This is a genomic window from Photobacterium sp. GB-72, from assembly GCF_003026095.1.
In the GTDB taxonomy this organism is placed as follows: domain Bacteria; phylum Pseudomonadota; class Gammaproteobacteria; order Enterobacterales; family Vibrionaceae; genus Photobacterium.
The window spans coordinates 16,659-32,724 of record NZ_PYNV01000028.1 but is presented as its reverse complement, the minus strand read 5'-3'; the positions used below and the strand labels follow the sequence as shown (position 1 = coordinate 32,724).

The following is a 16,066-nucleotide window of genomic DNA, read 5'->3' as shown; positions in this document are numbered from 1 at the left end:
GTGTATGATATTTTTATATTATAATTTTAAATGATTGTAGTGTATTTATAATATAGAAGGAATCATTTAACTGTAGATGAAATATCAAGAGTGGATGCTGGAGGTGATGGCGGTTTTATACAAAATGCTGTTTATGGTGCCGTTTCTGCTGGTGCCGCATACTATGCAGCAGCAGCTTTTGGACCTGTAGATGCTCAATACCAAGGCCAGTAGTACGTCCCCCTTTTGAATCAGGAAAGTGGGTAGTGGCCACTTCTTATTAGTATGGATAATTTTTTAACTACCATGGAATTTCAGTGCCATCGTAACTGAAGAATTTTCCATTATCTTTTAAGTTCAGTCGCTGTATCAAGTTAATTAATGCTGCAGCGACTTTTTCTGGCGTTTGTAAATTACCTTCTGGCACGTTGCGCTGAAAAGGCTTTGATAAGTTTGTGTCTGTCGTGCCGGGGTGAAAAGCGAATACACAGGTATTAAATTTTTTATTTTTCCATTCAATACTAATGGTTTTCAAAGCCATATTTAATGCTGCTTTTGAACTTCGGTAACTTATCCATCCACCCAAATGATTGTCTTCAATACTGCCAATTTTTGCCGAAACAGTAACAAAGTAATTCAATGTTTTTGATTTTAATTTAGGAGATAAGTGCTTAGCGATGAGCAGTGTAGGTAATACGTTCGTTGCGATATTTTGATTGAAAAAATCACTATCAAATTGAGTAATCGTTTTTTCTGGCATCATATCGCCATTGTGTAACATGCCAACCGTATTGATCACGATATCAAGCTGGCCAACTGTTTCTGATAATTTAGCCACATCAGAATCTTTGCTGACATCAGTACGATGCCAAGTAAGTTGAGGGTATTCAATAGTTGGATGGCTGTTGTGGTATGTCGCATGGATATGATTGACTGAATCTTGGCTTAGATATGCTTTTATTAAGGCTGAACCAATGCCACCTGTGCCACCTAATATCAATATATGCATAAAGAGAAACTCATCGTATTGAAATAACAAAGTATCTATACGATGAGTTTAGCTAAATAGTTTTGTTTTAATTACTTACGCTTAAAGTAATCTCGAATAGATTCGAAAATGAGTAATACACTATAAAAGGGATTATCAGCTTTGTTATATTCTTCTAATACGTAGATGAAGTTCGACTTATAGTGCTCTACTGCTTCTTCACTTGTTTCTGCATAAATCACATCATCTAACACTTCAAAGCCTTGAGACAGTAATGCTTCTTTCTCTTTCAGAAATGTCGAAGATGACATATCTATAAAAGTGTATTGTTTTCTGTCGTTGTTAAGCGTAAAAAACTGAAATTTAATCGCCATAATTATTCCCTTATATTTCACCAAACGTATAAAAATTGAAAACGAAAGTTTGAGTAATACGTCTTTGGTGCTGCTAATACATTGAAATAATATTTAGCTATAGCGTTCTAATTAAATTTAGCTGTAAAAGTATGCTTTTATCCTATGTGAAAGGTGAGTTTATAAGCAAGGCTTTGAACTCACGTTTTATTTTGTAACGGGATGTAAAAAATAAAATGTAATCTGATGTATTAGGTGAGCTTTAGCTTAGCGTTTTTGGAATACATCCAAGTAATATTGATCTCGCGGTTTTTGATTAATCATATTTATCGTTACGACAAAGAAGTGTGTTTTTTAACGATTAGTAATTACTATACTATCCGCGTCAATTACTCCTGTATGGTATATCGAATTGACTACAACATCTTCTACTGCGCTGTACACTGATCTATCTTCTTACTACGATCTCATGTGTGCAGATATTAACTACCAAGCCCAAGCAGAATGTGTTCGTCGACTTCACCAATTATTTGGTAATAAAGGTACGCGACATCTAGATCTTGCCTGTGGAACAGGTCCTCATGTTCGTCACTTTATTGATCATGGTTTTCAAAGTTCTGGCTTAGATATCAATCAGCCAATGCTTGATCTAGCAAAACTTCGCTGTCCAGAAGCCGACTTTGTTTTACAGAATATGTGCGAATTTAAAGTTGATCAGCCATTGGATTTGATTACCTGTTTTTTATATTCGATTCATTACAGTGACGGTCTTGTCAATTTAACGCGCTGTATTGAAAGTGCACATGCGGCATTAAAAGAAGATGGTATATTTTGTTTCAATGCGGTTGAAAAGAACTTAATCAACAATAATTACTTTGTCAGCCACAGTGTGGAACATGATAACAGTCGTTTTACTTTTAGCTCTGGTTGGTATTATCAAGGTGAAGGTGAGAAACAAGCGCTGAAATTGAGTATTGAAAAAGCCGACACACTCAATACTGAAATTTGGCATGATGAGCATCCAATGGTTGCGGTGAGCTTTATTGAACTTCAAGCACTACTTGAGCCATATTTCGATGTTCATATGTTTGAACATGACTACGAGAAACTTATTCCTTGGAATGGGGAATCAGGTAATGCAATCGTCGTGTGTGTGAAGAAGTAACGATTAAAGGGGCATCCAGCAGTGATTAATGATGACTGCTGGGTAACCCGTTTTAGATTTATCCATTTGTATTTTTCTATTTCTTTAATTGTCTTGCTTCAATTAATGCTGAAGTCATTCTATGGTAATTTATATATTCGTTTATGAAACACAATAACGAATACTGAGCTGATGAATAAAATGAAGCATGTCGAAAATAAACTGGGCTTATGTATTGCCTGCATTGTTTTAATTTGTGTCGTTGCAACAATAGGAAGTTCTTCCAATACGCCATGGTTACAGATGCCATTTGAAGCATTTAATGGCATAGCATTTAGCTTTGGATATTTCTTTCGTTTATCTGCTATGTGGGCGTACGCATGTAGTAGTGTCTTTTTTATCTCATTGTTTGCGGTTAGCTTTTGGCTGGGGAAAATAGTGGTAAGATTTTTTTGTCGTCGACGTTAAGCCACTAAAAAGAAGAAATACAAGAAGCAGACGAAAGCGAGCAATATAGCCGAGATGATAGGGTAAATAATGTAGCTATCATCTATTCTATTCGCGCGATGAAAACAAAAAAACGCTAACAAACCATTATAAAAGATCAATAACAGGCTGATCATTGTGCCAGTACGTAAATCGAGCGAACCAAGCTGAAATAGAAAAAAAGACAGCAGAACATAATCAATGACGATCAGCCATAGAAAAGTCTTTTGTAAATTATCAGCTTTACGCTGTTTTATTTGTGTATGAGTCATTGGGCACACATCCACTAAAATCTCACCAAAACCAAGCATTGTATTCAATATTTATAAAATATAGCTTATAAATTAGACACGACGGGCTGTATTTCTTTTGGTTGGGTGACTGAATGGTTTATATAGTCGCTTCGTAGCACGGGTTGATTAAGACGCGCTTTTTCGTAAGCTTTATCAACAATGTTATCAGGATTTCCTGTACCAAAAAGAGCATCTACAACACTGGCTGCGGGTGTCGTTAAGATAAATAACTCAATTCGACGATTTTCACTGGCATTAGGGGATTGTTTGTTCAGTAGGGCACGTTCTGCCATTGCTGCAACTTGAAGTACTCGATTGCTTGGCATGCCGCCAGCAATCAGCGTCTGTCTTGCGACATTGGCACGGGAAGAAGAGAGTTCCCAGTTTGATCTATTACTAAACTGGCGTTTAAACGGAGTCGCATCTGTGTGGCCACTGATGATCAGTGAATTGCTGATTTGTTTAAAAATAGGGGCAATGTTTAATAATACATCTTCAAAAAAGGGCGTTAAATCAGCACTGCCACGATGAAACATATTTTGTTTGAAGTCATCTTGTAAAATGATCCTCAACCCTTGCGGTGTCACATCAACTGAAATATTACCTTGAGCTGATACTTGCTTAGCCGTTTCTTCAACAACTGAAGCAAGGATCGCTAATTGCGCTTGGGTTTCAAAACTACCTGGAATTAACGCATCACTTTCAGGGCCATCACCGTTACCATCAAAAAACGATTTTATTGTCATCGCTGCATTGTGAGAACTTAGATCGGCAGCTTCGCCACCGAAATCAATAGGGGATAAGCTGTTGGCGGTATCAAAAGGATTGCCAGCGCCTTCGTCAAAAACACTGGCACTATTTAAATAAGCAACAATGGCTTTACGTTCCTTTTGATCAACCACTTGCATTAACCAAAGCACTAAAAATAGTGCCATAAGAGCAATCATAAAATCAGCAAAAGCGACTTTCCATGCGCCACCGTGATGTTCATGTGAATGTCGTTTTGTTGCACGTTTAAAGACGATCTGCTCTGTGTTCTGCATTATCCCTCCTGTTCAGTTAGCCACCTCTCCATTTCGTTAAATGTAGGTTTAATGTCTAGCTGAATATGTTTTCTTCCTGCGTCAATAGCTAATAAGGTCGGCTTTTTAGCGACATAGGCGACAAGTGTTGCTCTTATACATTCAAATGCTGACATATTGCGTTTAACACGCTGTGCCATGGCATTACTGGCAGGATCTAGAATGCAATAACAGCCAAAAATTCCAAGAAAAGTACCGACTAATGCGGCAGCAACGTGATAGCCAATCATGGCGATAGAGCCATCAATGGCTTGCATGGTAATGATGATCCCCATGACCGCTGCCAAAATACCAAATCCAGGTAAGGCTTCTGCGGTACGTTGCATAGAACGCGAAGGCAAGAGTAAGTCTTCTTCTATTGCACTGATTTCTTGTTCTAGTAACCCTTCAAGTTCATAAGGCGACATTTGTCCCATTGCCATTAAACGTAAATTGTCTGTAATGAAAGAAATAACATGATGGTCATGCTTAATGAGAGGGTAGCGATTAAAAATCGTGCTGCTTTGAGGCGACTCAATATGCTCATCGAGTGCTTTAAAGCCTTTATTACGAACGGTATCAAGCAAGGTTTGCAGTAATGCCATTAATTCCATGTAGTACTGAGCCTCATTATTACGAGGCGAGAGTACTTGACGAAATTGCTGACGCATTTCCTTTAAAACATGCGGTGGGTTACCAATGATCAAGGAGCCCAATGTTGCTCCGGCAATAATTAAAAACTCGGCGGGTTGCCAAATTGCACGTAAATTTCCGCCAGCCCAAACATAGCCACCAAAAACACAAATAATAATGATGATGGCACCGATTAACTTTTGCATATACAGCTCCTAAGCCGATAAATAGTGATTGAGGGATTTCAGTGCTTGTTTATGCAGCTGACAAATACGCGGTGGAGTAAGGTTTAGCACTAACGCGATCTCATGTAGATTGAGTTCATGTTGATAAAACAGGGTCAGCAATAACTGCTCTCGTTTTGATAATTGCGTTAAAGCGTATTCCAGTGTGCGACGCATATGTTCATGTTCAACACCGTTATATTCCAACGGTGCATCTAGCTCTTTACCGGCCTCTAGCAGTTGATCAAGGCTTTGCATTTCACTTGCCATACTGGCTTGTAAACGCAGTTGATAATTTTCACTATCAATACCAAGCGCAGATGTGATCTCAGCTTCTGTGGGCTGTCGGCCAAGTTGTTTCATTAAGTCACGGGTGATGTCGTTCAGCTCATGAGCTTGTTGGCGTGTATGACGAGAACGCCAATCTAATCGTCGCAGTTCGTCTAAAATCGCCCCACGAATACGACATACAGCAAATGCTGGAAATTGAGGATCTTCGACATCGCCATAACGTCGCGCCGCTTCTAACAGCCCAATTAATCCAATTTGCTGCATGTCTTCATAACTGCAATGTGGGCTAGTATGGTGACGAAGTTGATTAACCACGCGCTTTACTAAAACAAGGTGATGACGGATTAATAAATCTTCATCAATATGATGCTGTTGCGGCGATGGGGCCGTGTCGAGGTTATAGTGAGTGGTTGGGTTGTGATCAAGCATACTCACCTCATTATTGAATGACGTATTTGGTAAAAAGCACATCATCAATATCACGAGCGATCGTGGTATTGGCAAAGGCTGCGGTCAGGGTTTGTTTTACTTCTTGCTGTAATTGATCGATAGATTGTTGGTTTTGTAACTCTTCATACTTTTTCTTGCTGAACATTTTGAGTAATGCATTGCGAACGAGCGGCATGTAGCTATCGATTTGTTTTATTCGTTCGGGATAGTGGGTTTGGACTGCTAGCTCAATCATCACATAATGAGTTTGGCGTTCACCTTTTACACTGACAACGACCTTATCGAGAGGATGAAAGGCAGGTTGTGCCGTAGCTTCTGGCTCTGATTCAAAGACGTTTGTGAACCATACATCGATGTTTGGAGTGGACGTATTCTGTTGGCTATACCATAGAGTGGCGCTAAAAGTGGCAATAGCAACAATAATGCTGATCAGCAATATAATAAACAGGTTAGAAAGTGTTTTTTTATTAGTCATCATCCTGATCCTAAATAAGAAAATTATGCGAGCGTAGATAGCCAATGCTCATTGGTTGTCGATGTTTCAACGTCTGCAGATGACGTGGAAGTGATTACCCTGTGATCGTTATCATCTTGGGTTGAGTGTTGTGCGGTTTGATCTGAATGGGAATCTTGCTTACCGTGACTGATGTTGACATCGACACTGACAAATTGCTGCTGGAGATCATGGCGTAAACGTTCAGAGACTTGGTTAAGTGCATCACGTACTGCATTGTTATTAGCACTGATTTGAACATTCAACTTATCGCCATCCATTTTGACGATCAGATCAAGCTTGCCAAGATCTGGTGGATCTAAACGAATACGTGCTTCTTGCATGTTTTGTGTCGCTTGAAGAGAAACGCGATCTTGTAGAATATTCAGCATTTTCTCACCCCATTGTGAAGATTGAGGATCAACACTTATGGGAGCCCAATTCACACGATTAACCGTTATGTTGGTTTGTGTTTGTGTTTGTGCTTGAGCAGATAAAACTTGTTCGACTGCGGTAAGATTTTGAACCAATTGTGGTGCAGGCATTTCACCATTGAAAAGCGGTGTTTTTACCGCGTTTAACGATGACATTTGTTCTAAGGCAGAACTGGGTAGTGAAGTTATAGTTAGTGGTGCGATGACTTCCTTAATAGGATTGTTTGCGTGGTTAAGCGCAGATGTATTGACACCGTTTAGCATCTGATGAGAACTTGATAATGCATTCTGCGTAAATGAAGCAGAGGACAGTGTGCTTGTTGTTGATGGTGTAGCTAAGTGATTAAGTGGAAAATTGCCAATGGTTGATGTAGTTACGGCTATTTCAATTTCACTTGGCGGTATCGGCAGCAATGTTTGATGTTGCGGTACTGAGGCAGAGTCTCGCTGTTCAAGATCTGTTGTATTGGCATTGCCTGATAGTAGCTCTGGTAACGTACTTTCGCTTTGCTGAGAAAATATTTGTAATGTTTGCGAGAAACCTTCTTGCCCTACCGTAGCGTCTGAGCTTTCAACAAGCATCCCAGCTTGTTTGATATCAGATGATGACGATACATTGTCAATTTTGGTGAGCGCAGTATTAATTAACATCGTTCACTCCATATTGTTGGCTGACTGATAAGCCTCAAGGCGTTCTTTTTCCTTGTCAGCAGTTGCTATTTTTTGTTGCAGTATTTGTTGTGCTTGTTGTAACGCAAGATATGCTTGGCGATGTGCAGCCATTAACGCCTTTATTTGTACTTGCTGTTGCGCTGTTTTAGGTTTCGAGTTAAGCGGTAGTAACAGCGTACGTAACACATCATCAAGCTGCTGTAAGCGAGACCAATTTTCAGTCGCAGCAGCTTGCTGAATTTTTGCGGTAAGCACTTTTAGCGATATGGAATTACTTGGCTGCATGCTGCCCAAATCCTTGCCAGCCTTCACGAATGTTGTTCATCACTAAAGTGACATTATCGAGGTGGGAGATATCGTTTTTGACACTTGCTTGGTAAAGTTCAAGCTGACAAAACTCATAAAGATCATGCAAATTGGCCGCAACTTCGCCGCCAAGTTCTAAATCTAATGCACTATCTAGCCCTATTAAGATATTCATGCATTTATTGATACTGATCCCCTTGGCATCGAGTCGTTTTGCTTCGATATGTCCTTGTGCACGGATCAGTTCATCTTGAAAGCCATCAATAAGCATTAAAACTAATTGATGAGGGGAGGCTGAAGCGGCTTGTGCATCCAAGTCGACTTGTTGATATGAATTAAAACCTGCATCTTGCATTAACATTGTTGTACTCCTTTTAACCAAATAAACCTTGGGTTTGCTGCATTTGGGTCATGATTTGATTCATTTGGGTGAATTGTTTGAGGTAGCGGGTGTAAGCCATGTCATATTTACGTTCAAGGTTGGCTTGTTTATCGTCGATACGATCGATGTTGTTTCTCAGGGCATCTTTGCGAGAAGTAAACATGCCTGAAGAAAATTGGAGAAAAGGTTTAAGCGAATCTTCTAATGAATCGAATAAATTACCGTCACCGTTGAACATGGATTCAATGGTTGAACCCATGGTTTGTTGGGCGTTTTTAAAGCTATCGTTATCAACTTCAAGTTTGCCTTCGCGGTTAATACTGATCCCAATTTCAGACAGCCTCTTGCCTTCAAATTGATCGCGTAAAAGGTTATTTAATTGCGATTCTATTGAGCGAAGAGTGGGATCATTGGCCAGTGCACCACGTTTGGTATCTGCTGAGCCTGTTTGGGTATAACTATCAAGGTTGGATATCACCTTGTTATAGCTTTCAATAAATGAATTAACTTGCTCCAAGGTGGCATCTTGATCGGCATCGATAGCCATAGAAATGGCTGTATCACCAGAGGTTTGTGCTTTGGTTGCAGTAATATCAATACCATCAATAACATTGGAAAACGTATTACTGCTATTGGTTAGTTTTAAGCCGGTGGTTTCCGCGCCAAGCCAAATCACTGCATCTTGTGGCGCACTTATTTCAGTTAAGTTAGTAAAAGCATCATCAAACCATGTTGTGCCTGTGCTCGAAGAAACACTTAATGTGTTCGCAATCCCTGTTTCGTTACTTGCTAGCATGAAATGAGTTTGACCACTGGTACGAACTAACGTGGCATTGACTCCGGGGTTATCGGGGTGGTTATTAATTGCTGTAGTGAGCTCTGATATGGTGGATTGCCCGTCACCATCGCTATCTATTGTCGAAAGATCAAGATCTAGAGTCTGACCATCGACAGTGAATGAAAGGGTTCCTGTATTAGGTACAGACGTTGTTGACTCCAAGTTTGCTGGCATATCAGTTTTGACCTGATGGGCACTGGCAACTTGCTCAACAAAGACTTGATAATTGCCGCTTAACGCTTTTGCATTTGCACTGACGGAAAAGTGGCTGTCGTCACTTAATGTCGCTTTATTTTGAATAATGCTGGCAGTTGAGCTGTTGATGCTTTGAATTGTTGCGCGAAAATCACGTAGGGCAGATTCTACTTTACCCAATGCACTTAATTGGCTCTGGTACTTATCTGCTTGTAATTGATACCGCTGCTGAAATGGCTGTACATCAAAGGTGGCGAGTTGAGTGGCCATTTGAATAGGATCTAACGAATTCATTGATTACTCCTTAAGTGACTATTTATATTGGCAAGAGCTATGCCAAAACTTTCTCGATATAAAGCATTTAAAAACAGGTGGTTATGATTGTCGCGTTAGGTGGCGGAAATGTGATTTCCGTTTGTTATTTCCTGCTTTATTCCTATGTTCCGTTTATTAACCAAAGGGTTACTAATGGCTAGCTTTCGACATACCGACTTACTGATATTTAATGATGGCTACAAAAAAGCCTCCACGAGGGAGGCTTAGGAAAAAGAAACTACAGTTTAGCGAAGTAGCGACATTGCCATACCCGGTAACTGGTTAGTTTGTGAAAGTACCGTTGTGCCCGCTTGCATTAACATTTGGTTTTTAGTCATGCTTGAAGATTCCACTGCAAAGTCAGCATCAACAATACGACCTTTGGCTGCAGATACATTCTCAACCATATTGCCCAGGTTAGTGATGGTGTGGTCAAGGCGGTTAATGTTGGCACCCAGTGCAGAACGTGCATCACCGATTTCTTTCAGTAAACCCGCTTCACCGTTAGCACCTGTTAAAGTCGTTAGTGCTGTTTGTGCGTTAGCTGCAGACGTTAAATCACCTAAAGCTAATGCGCCTGAAGTACCAATGGTTGCATTCACGGCTTGTACTTCAGTTGATACATCAACAGCTAGTTGATCACCTGATTGCGTACCAATCTGGAAGTTGACTGCGCCTGCACCAAATGAGCCTGCATCGGTCAAAATATCTTGTCCACCAAAGCTGGTTGATGCCATTACGTTGGCAAGCTCTTCACCAAGCTGTTGGAATTCTGCGTCCAAAGCTACACGGTCATTGGCTGATACTGTGCCGTTTGATGCCTGTGTCGCAAGGTCGTTCATGCGGTAAACGATGTTAGTCATTTCATCCATCGCACCTTCAGCGGTTTGCATCATTGAAATACCGTCTTGCGAGTTACGCATAGCTACAGACATGCCACGAGTTTGCGCATCTAGACGTGTTGCGATTTGAAGACCAGCAGCATCATCTGCAGCTGAATTTACACGGAAACCTGTACTTAAACGTTCCATTGCTGTGTTTAACAAATTGCTAGTATTGCTCAGTGTATTTTGTGTAACCAGTGATGCGTAATTGGTGTGCATAGATAGAGCCATGATAGTTCTCCTTGTAATCAATCTATCGAGGTATTTCCTGCTCACTGTATCTATGCGGTCAGTTGGAAAAGATCATTAATTTTTATTTTTAATATTTTCAAAAAATAAAAGAATTGGAGAATAAATTTGATATTGAGCCAAATAAATGAGGTTTTCTTATTAAATCGTGTTGATATTAAATAAGAAAACCTCATTAATTTTTAAGGGGATGTAGAGATATAAAAGTCATGGTTTTATATTTGATTATTATTCGCAACCTTTTTTTTCATTGATACCGACATTGGTATATCACTGACGTAACCGAAATAATATTGCGCGCCAAGTAGACGATATTGATTGAGTTCGTGTTGGCTACCCACCCGCCCCGCAATAAATAATGTATTGTTTTTACGGATAAAACGAATGACGGGAATCAGGCCTGAGCGCTTATGATCATCATTGAGGATATGCGACGTTTTAATTGCATCAGGTTTAATGTTTTTTATTGTCTCTAAATAGCGGGTGGGTGGGATAATATCTATCCAGAGTTTAACCGCTTTCTTTTTTAATGATTCTAAATTTGCATTTAACGTCATCATGTTATGGCATTCACTATTTTCCATGTCATGAAGTTGAACACAGGGAATAATGTACTGCATTGCAACGGAATGATGTTGAAAAACCTGATTAATAAACCCTTGTCCAATAGGCCATGATAGCGTTTCTGAATTTATCGGCACCACTAACGGATTAATAATATCTTTATGGAAAGTCGATAGCTGAAACTCAATATGGCGGACGGCTAAATATAAGCTATAGAGATCAAACAGAAATTGTACAGGTTTAGAAACATCAAATTGGTAAACACTTTGCTCGTTATTACTACCAAAACGTAATGTTAGGTGTTGGTAGGTGACTTGATTGGTGGTGGTTTCGCGAATAGCCTGACACACATGACTAACATCGTTTTGCTCAAATGCGTCAAGTAGGATCGCATCGTCGTTATTGCGGGTTAACGATGGGATAATACTTTGAATATAGATGTAAAGTTCGTCCATGGTGTGTAATGTGTGTTGCGTTGTCATAGCTCGTCCTCGTTCAATTTCACGGGAATGAATTAACCTAAGTTGCCAATGATATTGATATTCTTATTTTCAGGAATTTCGTTATAAGACAATACTGCTAAGCCTTGGGCGAAAGTACGCGCATAGCGAGATAGCAGTGGTCGTAATTGTGGCATTACTAGCAACACAGGGGCTGCGCCTTGCTGTTTTAATTGTTGCTTCGCAAGCGGCATATTTTGTTGAAATTGGCTTAAAATATTTGGCTCAATTGGAAAGCTATCTAGCATCACATTGCCACTGGCTTGTGCTTGTTGAAGTGATGTTAATAACATTTGCTCAAGCTCATCGGATAGGGCATAGACGTTAAGATCTTTCTTATCACCATTGAGTAGATTCACCAAGGTACGGCGTAAGCTGCAACGCACATCAGCAGCAATTAAGATTGGATCTTTGGTGTTTTCAGACGCTTCTAACATGGTATTGGCAATGGTACGGATATCTTTAAGTGGCACTTGATCAATGAGTAATTGGCGATACACCTTCAGTTGCTGAGCAGGCGTTAATGCTGCACTTAAACTTTCCGCCAATTTGGGTGCCTGTTGCGCCAAACGTTGATTAATAAAATCCACATCATCATGGGTAAACAAATCGGCTAAATGTACTTTCATCACTTTGCTTATGTGAGTGGCAATGACGGTAGCGTCATCTACAACTTGGTAACCCATGTTCAAGGCCTTTGCTTTGTTGCTATTTTCAATCCATACCGCAGGGAGTTGATAAGCAGGATCGTGACCAAGGATGCCATCTATTTCGCCATAAGTATCACCCACGGCAATAGCCATTAAACGCTCAGGCTCAATGCTGCCTTGTTCAATGATCTCGCCATGAACGGCAATAGTATAGTGATTCGGTTTTAAGCTTAGGTTGTCGCGAATATTCACTTCAGGCAGCAAATAGCCGACTTGCTCAGAAAGATTTTTACGAACACCGCGAATACGCTGGGTGAGTGGCGCGCCTTGTTCTTTATTAACCAGATGGACTAAACGAAAACCGAGCGACAACGACATACTTTGAACATGAGGAATGTCATCCCATGTTAATGGCGTTTCGTGGTCGAGTTGCATGGCTTGAGAAACGGCTTCAACTTCGTCGAGTTGCTGGTGGTGGTGAGGTTTTTTATATTGTCGCCAGCCCGCAAAGGCTAATACTGCAGCAAAGCTGAAAAATGCCAAGTGCGGCATGCCTGGCACAATACCTATGATGGCCATCACAGAAGCAACAGTGAATAAGGTTGCAGGTGAGGCAAGCAGTTGGTTCTGCATAGCTTGCGTCATGTCATCATCACTGTCGTTAATACGAGTGACAATAATAGCGGCAGAGGTGGCTAATAACAGTGAAGGAATTTGCGCGACAAGACCATCACCAATGGTCAGTAAGGCGTAAGTTTTAAAAGCATCAGAAGCGCTGAGTCCGTATTCAAAAACACCGATGCTGATACCACCGATGATATTGATAAATAGGATCAATAAACCCGCAATGGCATCACCACGAACGAACTTTGAAGCACCGTCCATTGAACCGTAAAAATCCGCTTCATTGGCAACATCACGACGGCGCTGTTTTGCTTGGTTTTGGTCAATAATCCCCGCGTTTAAATCCGCATCTATTGCCATCTGTTTACCGGGTAGGGCGTCAAGGGTGAAACGGGCTGCTACCTCAGAGATACGTTCGCCACCTTTGGTGATCACCACAAAGTTGATGATCATTAAAATCACGAAAATCACCATACCCACAACATAGTTACCGCCAATAACGACTTCACCAAAAGCTTGGATCACTTTACCTGCTGAATCGCCACCATTGTGACCTTCCAGTAATACAATACGTGTTGAGGCCACATTCAAAGTGAGTCGCATTAATGTCGCGACCAATAGAATGGTGGGGAAAACAGAAAAGTCTAACGGCCTTTTTGCTGTGGTACTGACTAACAATACCAAGATGGCCAAGACAATATTAAAGGTGAATAAGGCATCGAGCAGCATAGGAGGTAATGGCAAAATTACCATTGCCAGAATCATCAGTAAGGCGATAGGAATACCGATATAACCTTTACTCGACTGTTTGAGTGTTGTGAGCCAATTTAACATGTGAAGTCCTTCATCCAATCCGGTAAAAATGCGCTGAAATTAATGCTGTAAATGTTTTGGGATAACAAAATTGGGTAATGTTTGTGGTTGATTTCCTTTACCTTGTCGAAAGGCTTTAAGCTGTAAAACATAAGTTAATATATGCGCCACAGCGACATAGAGCTGGCTTGGGATCGCTTGCTCTATCTGGGTGCTGTGATAAATCGCACGCGTTAATGGTGGTGAATGTAAGATCTCAACATCGTGCTGTTTGGCAATGGTTTGAATATGCATCGCCGTTTCATCTATGCCTTTTGCTACCACAAAGGGCGCTTCAGACAGCGTGGTATCGTATTTAATCGCAACGGCATAATGGGTTGGGTTGACGATCACCACATCAGCTTTAGGCACTGCTTTATCTATTTTTCTTCGGGCGAACTGCTGTTGAATTTGACGAATGCGTTGCTTGATTTCTGGGCTACCTTCATTGTTTTTAAATTCTTCTTTCAGCTCTTGTTTGGTCATTTTCAGCTCTTTGGCGTGCTCCCATTTTTGGTAGGGAATATCAATTAAACCAAATAACAATAGCGCCACGCCCATCAGCAAAATACCATGAAAGAGAATCGTCAGAATTAATGACACGCCTTGTTTTAGTGGCAAGTTTTGCATCCCTAATAAGCGGCTTAAATTGGCATCAAGATAGAGATATAGCAGGAGGAAAATCACACAGACTTTGAGTGTCGATTTTAAAAGCTCAACCAAAGATCGGGTTGAAAACATCCTTTTTATCCCCGCAATGGGATCGATTTTTGATAATTTTGGCAATACGCCTGCAGGGTAGAATAGCCAACCACCAATCAGTAAACTGCTGGCGATAGTGGTGATTAGAATTAAACCAAATAATGGCAGTAGTAATTGAATAATAATGGCTAAGCTTGTGCCTAATGCTTCAATCGCTAGCCAAGGTGAGCGTAAATCATCACGAGAGATTGTCATGTTCAATGTAAATACGCCATTCAGCGCCTGCCAAATCGCATCAATTTGGAAATAAAAGAAAACCACAACCGCAATAAAAATCGTAGCTGCTGTGAAGTCTTTGGCGCGTGGGATCTGACCTTGCTCTCGGGCCTGACGGATCTTCTGCGGAGTGGCTTTTTCAGTTTTATCTTGTGCCGATGACTGACTCATGCGCCTCCCGAAATATAGAGTTGAAGTTGATCTAGGCTGTAATGGACTAACTCGACATAACGCGCAGGCACACCGCTGACAGAAATTAAGACACTAAAGAGTCCCAACAACATGGTCATAGGAAAGCCTAATGCGTATACGTTCAAACTAGGTGCGGCGCGGTTCATGACCCCGAAACTGATATTAGCCAGAAGCATTGAAACAATAGCGGGCAGAGCGATGGCAAGGGCTGAACTGAACATCCAACCAAAAAGTGCGAGTATTTGTTTTACTGAAGATAGAGCCAACCCACTGCCTACAGGCCAAGAGGTAAAGCTTTGCACTAAAATATCAATAACCAATAAATGCCCATCTAAAGCCAGAAATAACAAGGTAGAAAACAGTAAAAACATTCGCCCAAGAATCGCGACTGAAACACCATTAACGGGATCGTTCATCATTGCCATCCCTAAGCCCATTTGCAGTGAAATGATCTGACCTAACAATGTCATGATGGAAAATAGGAAATGGATAATTAAGCCAAATAACAGACCCCATATTGCTTGCTCAAAAGCCAGCATAAGTGCCGAGAGAGAAAGTAAATCTGTCGTGGGCATAGCTGGCATCAGTGGCGCGGCAATAAAACTGATAGCAACTGCTAATAAAGCGCGTACCCAAATAGGAATTAACGCATCACCAAAAAATGGCATGGCTAACATGGCAGCCCCAATGCGAAAAAACGGCCACCAAAACTGAGCGAGAAGGGCGTTGAGCTCTGCAAACGAGATAGCCATTAGCCAATCATTCCCGGAATGTTATAAAAGAGGTAATCAAATAATTCCATTAAGCGTCTTAGCATCCAATGTCCGGCAAAAATCACCATCAGCAAAGTCATGATTAAACGAGGGAGAAAACTTAAGGTTTGCTCGTTGATTTGGGTCGCGGCTTGAAATACGGCAATCACTAACCCTACTAATAATCCCGGTATAACAAGTACCATTACCATATTAATAATTAGCCAAACCGCATTGGAAAATAGATCGACAGCAAGCTCTGGGGTCATCATTTACTCCTTTCT

Annotated in this window: 20 protein-coding genes; 3 read left to right on the top strand and 17 right to left on the bottom strand. The window is 40.8% G+C overall.

Going from position 1 to position 16,066, the window contains the following annotated elements:
• The first annotated feature begins 90 nt into the window (after positions 1-90).
• The gene (locus C9J40_RS22355) at positions 91-213 is read left to right on the top strand and encodes a hypothetical protein (RefSeq protein WP_255419003.1); all 123 of its coding nucleotides are present in this window, start codon (positions 91-93) and stop codon (positions 211-213) included.
• A 67-nt stretch (positions 214-280) separates the two neighbouring features.
• Here the strand turns inward: C9J40_RS22355 and C9J40_RS20855 are convergent, their stop codons facing one another.
• Both C9J40_RS20855 and C9J40_RS20850 read right to left on the bottom strand, forming a co-directional pair.
• Positions 281-988 (bottom strand): SDR family NAD(P)-dependent oxidoreductase, encoded by a 708-nt coding sequence (locus C9J40_RS20855; RefSeq protein ID WP_107247893.1) that lies wholly within the window; start codon positions 986-988, stop codon positions 281-283.
• Positions 989-1,059: 71 nt separating this feature from the next.
• The gene (locus tag C9J40_RS20850) at positions 1,060-1,341 is read right to left on the bottom strand and encodes a hypothetical protein (RefSeq protein ID WP_105062575.1); all 282 of its coding nucleotides are present in this window, start codon (positions 1,339-1,341) and stop codon (positions 1,060-1,062) included.
• A gap of 448 nt (positions 1,342-1,789) precedes the next feature.
• Between C9J40_RS20850 and C9J40_RS20845 the strand changes: the two genes are divergently transcribed.
• Both C9J40_RS20845 and C9J40_RS20840 read left to right on the top strand, forming a co-directional pair.
• The gene (locus tag C9J40_RS20845; RefSeq protein ID WP_199187102.1) at positions 1,790-2,485 is read left to right on the top strand and encodes a class I SAM-dependent methyltransferase; all 696 of its coding nucleotides are present in this window, start codon (positions 1,790-1,792) and stop codon (positions 2,483-2,485) included.
• Positions 2,486-2,656: 171 nt separating this feature from the next.
• Entirely contained in the window at positions 2,657-2,932 is a 276-nt protein-coding gene (locus tag C9J40_RS20840; protein ID WP_107208362.1) for a hypothetical protein, read from the top strand.
• On the opposite strand, the gene C9J40_RS20835 is transcribed toward C9J40_RS20840, so the two are convergent.
• The 15 genes from C9J40_RS20835 to fliQ all read right to left on the bottom strand — a co-directional run bounded on the left by C9J40_RS20835 (position 2,929) and on the right by fliQ (position 16,051).
• Positions 2,929-3,222: a hypothetical protein gene (locus tag C9J40_RS20835; RefSeq protein WP_107208395.1), complete on the bottom strand. Its 294-nt coding sequence runs from the start codon at positions 3,220-3,222 to the stop codon at positions 2,929-2,931. The genes C9J40_RS20840 and C9J40_RS20835 overlap by 4 nt on opposite strands.
• Before the next feature lie 65 nt (positions 3,223-3,287).
• A complete protein-coding gene (locus tag C9J40_RS20830; RefSeq protein ID WP_107208363.1) occupies positions 3,288-4,286 on the bottom strand; it encodes a flagellar motor protein MotB in 999 nt (332 codons plus the stop codon).
• Positions 4,286-5,143, bottom strand: coding sequence for a flagellar motor stator protein MotA (gene motA / locus C9J40_RS20825; RefSeq protein ID WP_107208364.1), 858 nt, complete (start codon positions 5,141-5,143; stop codon positions 4,286-4,288). Before motA ends, C9J40_RS20830 begins: the two co-directional genes overlap by 1 nt.
• 9 nt (positions 5,144-5,152) lie before the next feature.
• Complete coding sequence (locus tag C9J40_RS20820; protein ID WP_107208365.1) at positions 5,153-5,881, bottom strand: FliA/WhiG family RNA polymerase sigma factor; 729 nt, start codon at positions 5,879-5,881, stop codon at positions 5,153-5,155.
• Positions 5,882-5,891: 10 nt separating this feature from the next.
• The gene (gene fliL, locus C9J40_RS20815; RefSeq protein ID WP_107208366.1) at positions 5,892-6,377 is read right to left on the bottom strand and encodes a flagellar basal body-associated protein FliL; all 486 of its coding nucleotides are present in this window, start codon (positions 6,375-6,377) and stop codon (positions 5,892-5,894) included.
• A gap of 23 nt (positions 6,378-6,400) precedes the next feature.
• Complete coding sequence (locus tag C9J40_RS20810) at positions 6,401-7,480, bottom strand: flagellar hook-length control protein FliK (protein WP_107247892.1); 1,080 nt, start codon at positions 7,478-7,480, stop codon at positions 6,401-6,403.
• Positions 7,481-7,483: 3 nt separating this feature from the next.
• Complete coding sequence (locus C9J40_RS20805; protein WP_107247891.1) at positions 7,484-7,786, bottom strand: hypothetical protein; 303 nt, start codon at positions 7,784-7,786, stop codon at positions 7,484-7,486.
• Positions 7,773-8,168: a flagellar export chaperone FliS gene (gene fliS / locus C9J40_RS20800; RefSeq protein ID WP_005364335.1), complete on the bottom strand. Its 396-nt coding sequence runs from the start codon at positions 8,166-8,168 to the stop codon at positions 7,773-7,775. Before fliS ends, C9J40_RS20805 begins: the two co-directional genes overlap by 14 nt.
• A gap of 13 nt (positions 8,169-8,181) precedes the next feature.
• Complete coding sequence (gene fliD, locus C9J40_RS20795) at positions 8,182-9,516, bottom strand: flagellar filament capping protein FliD (RefSeq protein ID WP_107247890.1); 1,335 nt, start codon at positions 9,514-9,516, stop codon at positions 8,182-8,184.
• Positions 9,517-9,782: 266 nt separating this feature from the next.
• Entirely contained in the window at positions 9,783-10,652 is an 870-nt protein-coding gene (lafA, locus tag C9J40_RS20790; RefSeq protein ID WP_107208371.1) for a lateral flagellin LafA, read from the bottom strand.
• Positions 10,653-10,885: 233 nt separating this feature from the next.
• Positions 10,886-11,716, bottom strand: coding sequence for an EAL domain-containing protein (locus C9J40_RS20785; RefSeq protein WP_107247889.1), 831 nt, complete (start codon positions 11,714-11,716; stop codon positions 10,886-10,888).
• 32 nt (positions 11,717-11,748) lie between these two features.
• Complete coding sequence (gene flhA, locus C9J40_RS20780; protein ID WP_107208373.1) at positions 11,749-13,842, bottom strand: flagellar biosynthesis protein FlhA; 2,094 nt, start codon at positions 13,840-13,842, stop codon at positions 11,749-11,751.
• A 39-nt stretch (positions 13,843-13,881) separates the two neighbouring features.
• Positions 13,882-15,009 (bottom strand): flagellar biosynthesis protein FlhB, encoded by a 1,128-nt coding sequence (gene flhB, locus C9J40_RS20775; protein WP_107208374.1) that lies wholly within the window; start codon positions 15,007-15,009, stop codon positions 13,882-13,884.
• Complete coding sequence (gene fliR / locus C9J40_RS20770) at positions 15,006-15,782, bottom strand: flagellar biosynthetic protein FliR (RefSeq protein WP_107208375.1); 777 nt, start codon at positions 15,780-15,782, stop codon at positions 15,006-15,008. The genes flhB and fliR overlap by 4 nt, the downstream gene beginning before the upstream one ends.
• A complete protein-coding gene (gene fliQ, locus C9J40_RS20765) occupies positions 15,782-16,051 on the bottom strand; it encodes a flagellar biosynthesis protein FliQ (protein ID WP_107208376.1) in 270 nt (89 codons plus the stop codon). Before fliQ ends, fliR begins: the two co-directional genes overlap by 1 nt.
• Positions 16,052-16,066: the final 15 nt, after the last annotated feature.

Excerpts from the sequence above, each read along its gene's own strand:
- C9J40_RS20845 (WP_199187102.1), top strand. The coding sequence starts at position 1,790 with ATGTGTGCAGATATTAACTACCAAGCCCAAGCAGAATGTGTTCGTCGA.
- C9J40_RS20810 (WP_107247892.1), bottom strand. The coding sequence starts at position 7,480 with ATGTTAATTAATACTGCGCTCACCAAAATTGACAATGTATCGTCATCA.
- flhA (WP_107208373.1), bottom strand. The coding sequence starts at position 13,842 with ATGTTAAATTGGCTCACAACACTCAAACAGTCGAGTAAAGGTTATATC.
- C9J40_RS20785 (WP_107247889.1), bottom strand. The coding sequence starts at position 11,716 with ATGACAACGCAACACACATTACACACCATGGACGAACTTTACATCTAT.
- C9J40_RS20805 (WP_107247891.1), bottom strand. The coding sequence starts at position 7,786 with ATGCAGCCAAGTAATTCCATATCGCTAAAAGTGCTTACCGCAAAAATT.
- fliL (WP_107208366.1), bottom strand. The coding sequence starts at position 6,377 with ATGACTAATAAAAAAACACTTTCTAACCTGTTTATTATATTGCTGATC.
- C9J40_RS20855 (WP_107247893.1), bottom strand. The coding sequence starts at position 988 with ATGCATATATTGATATTAGGTGGCACAGGTGGCATTGGTTCAGCCTTA.
- C9J40_RS20820 (WP_107208365.1), bottom strand. The coding sequence starts at position 5,881 with ATGCTTGATCACAACCCAACCACTCACTATAACCTCGACACGGCCCCA.
- fliR (WP_107208375.1), bottom strand. The coding sequence starts at position 15,782 with ATGGCTATCTCGTTTGCAGAGCTCAACGCCCTTCTCGCTCAGTTTTGG.
- fliS (WP_005364335.1), bottom strand. The coding sequence starts at position 8,168 with ATGTTAATGCAAGATGCAGGTTTTAATTCATATCAACAAGTCGACTTG.
- flhB (WP_107208374.1), bottom strand. The coding sequence starts at position 15,009 with ATGAGTCAGTCATCGGCACAAGATAAAACTGAAAAAGCCACTCCGCAG.
- C9J40_RS20835 (WP_107208395.1), bottom strand. The coding sequence starts at position 3,222 with ATGACTCATACACAAATAAAACAGCGTAAAGCTGATAATTTACAAAAG.
- C9J40_RS20850 (WP_105062575.1), bottom strand. The coding sequence starts at position 1,341 with ATGGCGATTAAATTTCAGTTTTTTACGCTTAACAACGACAGAAAACAA.
- fliQ (WP_107208376.1), bottom strand. The coding sequence starts at position 16,051 with ATGACCCCAGAGCTTGCTGTCGATCTATTTTCCAATGCGGTTTGGCTA.
- lafA (WP_107208371.1), bottom strand. The coding sequence starts at position 10,652 with ATGGCTCTATCTATGCACACCAATTACGCATCACTGGTTACACAAAAT.
- C9J40_RS20830 (WP_107208363.1), bottom strand. The coding sequence starts at position 4,286 with ATGCAGAACACAGAGCAGATCGTCTTTAAACGTGCAACAAAACGACAT.
- fliD (WP_107247890.1), bottom strand. The coding sequence starts at position 9,516 with ATGAATTCGTTAGATCCTATTCAAATGGCCACTCAACTCGCCACCTTT.
- motA (WP_107208364.1), bottom strand. The coding sequence starts at position 5,143 with ATGCAAAAGTTAATCGGTGCCATCATCATTATTATTTGTGTTTTTGGT.
- C9J40_RS20840 (WP_107208362.1), top strand. The coding sequence starts at position 2,657 with ATGAATAAAATGAAGCATGTCGAAAATAAACTGGGCTTATGTATTGCC.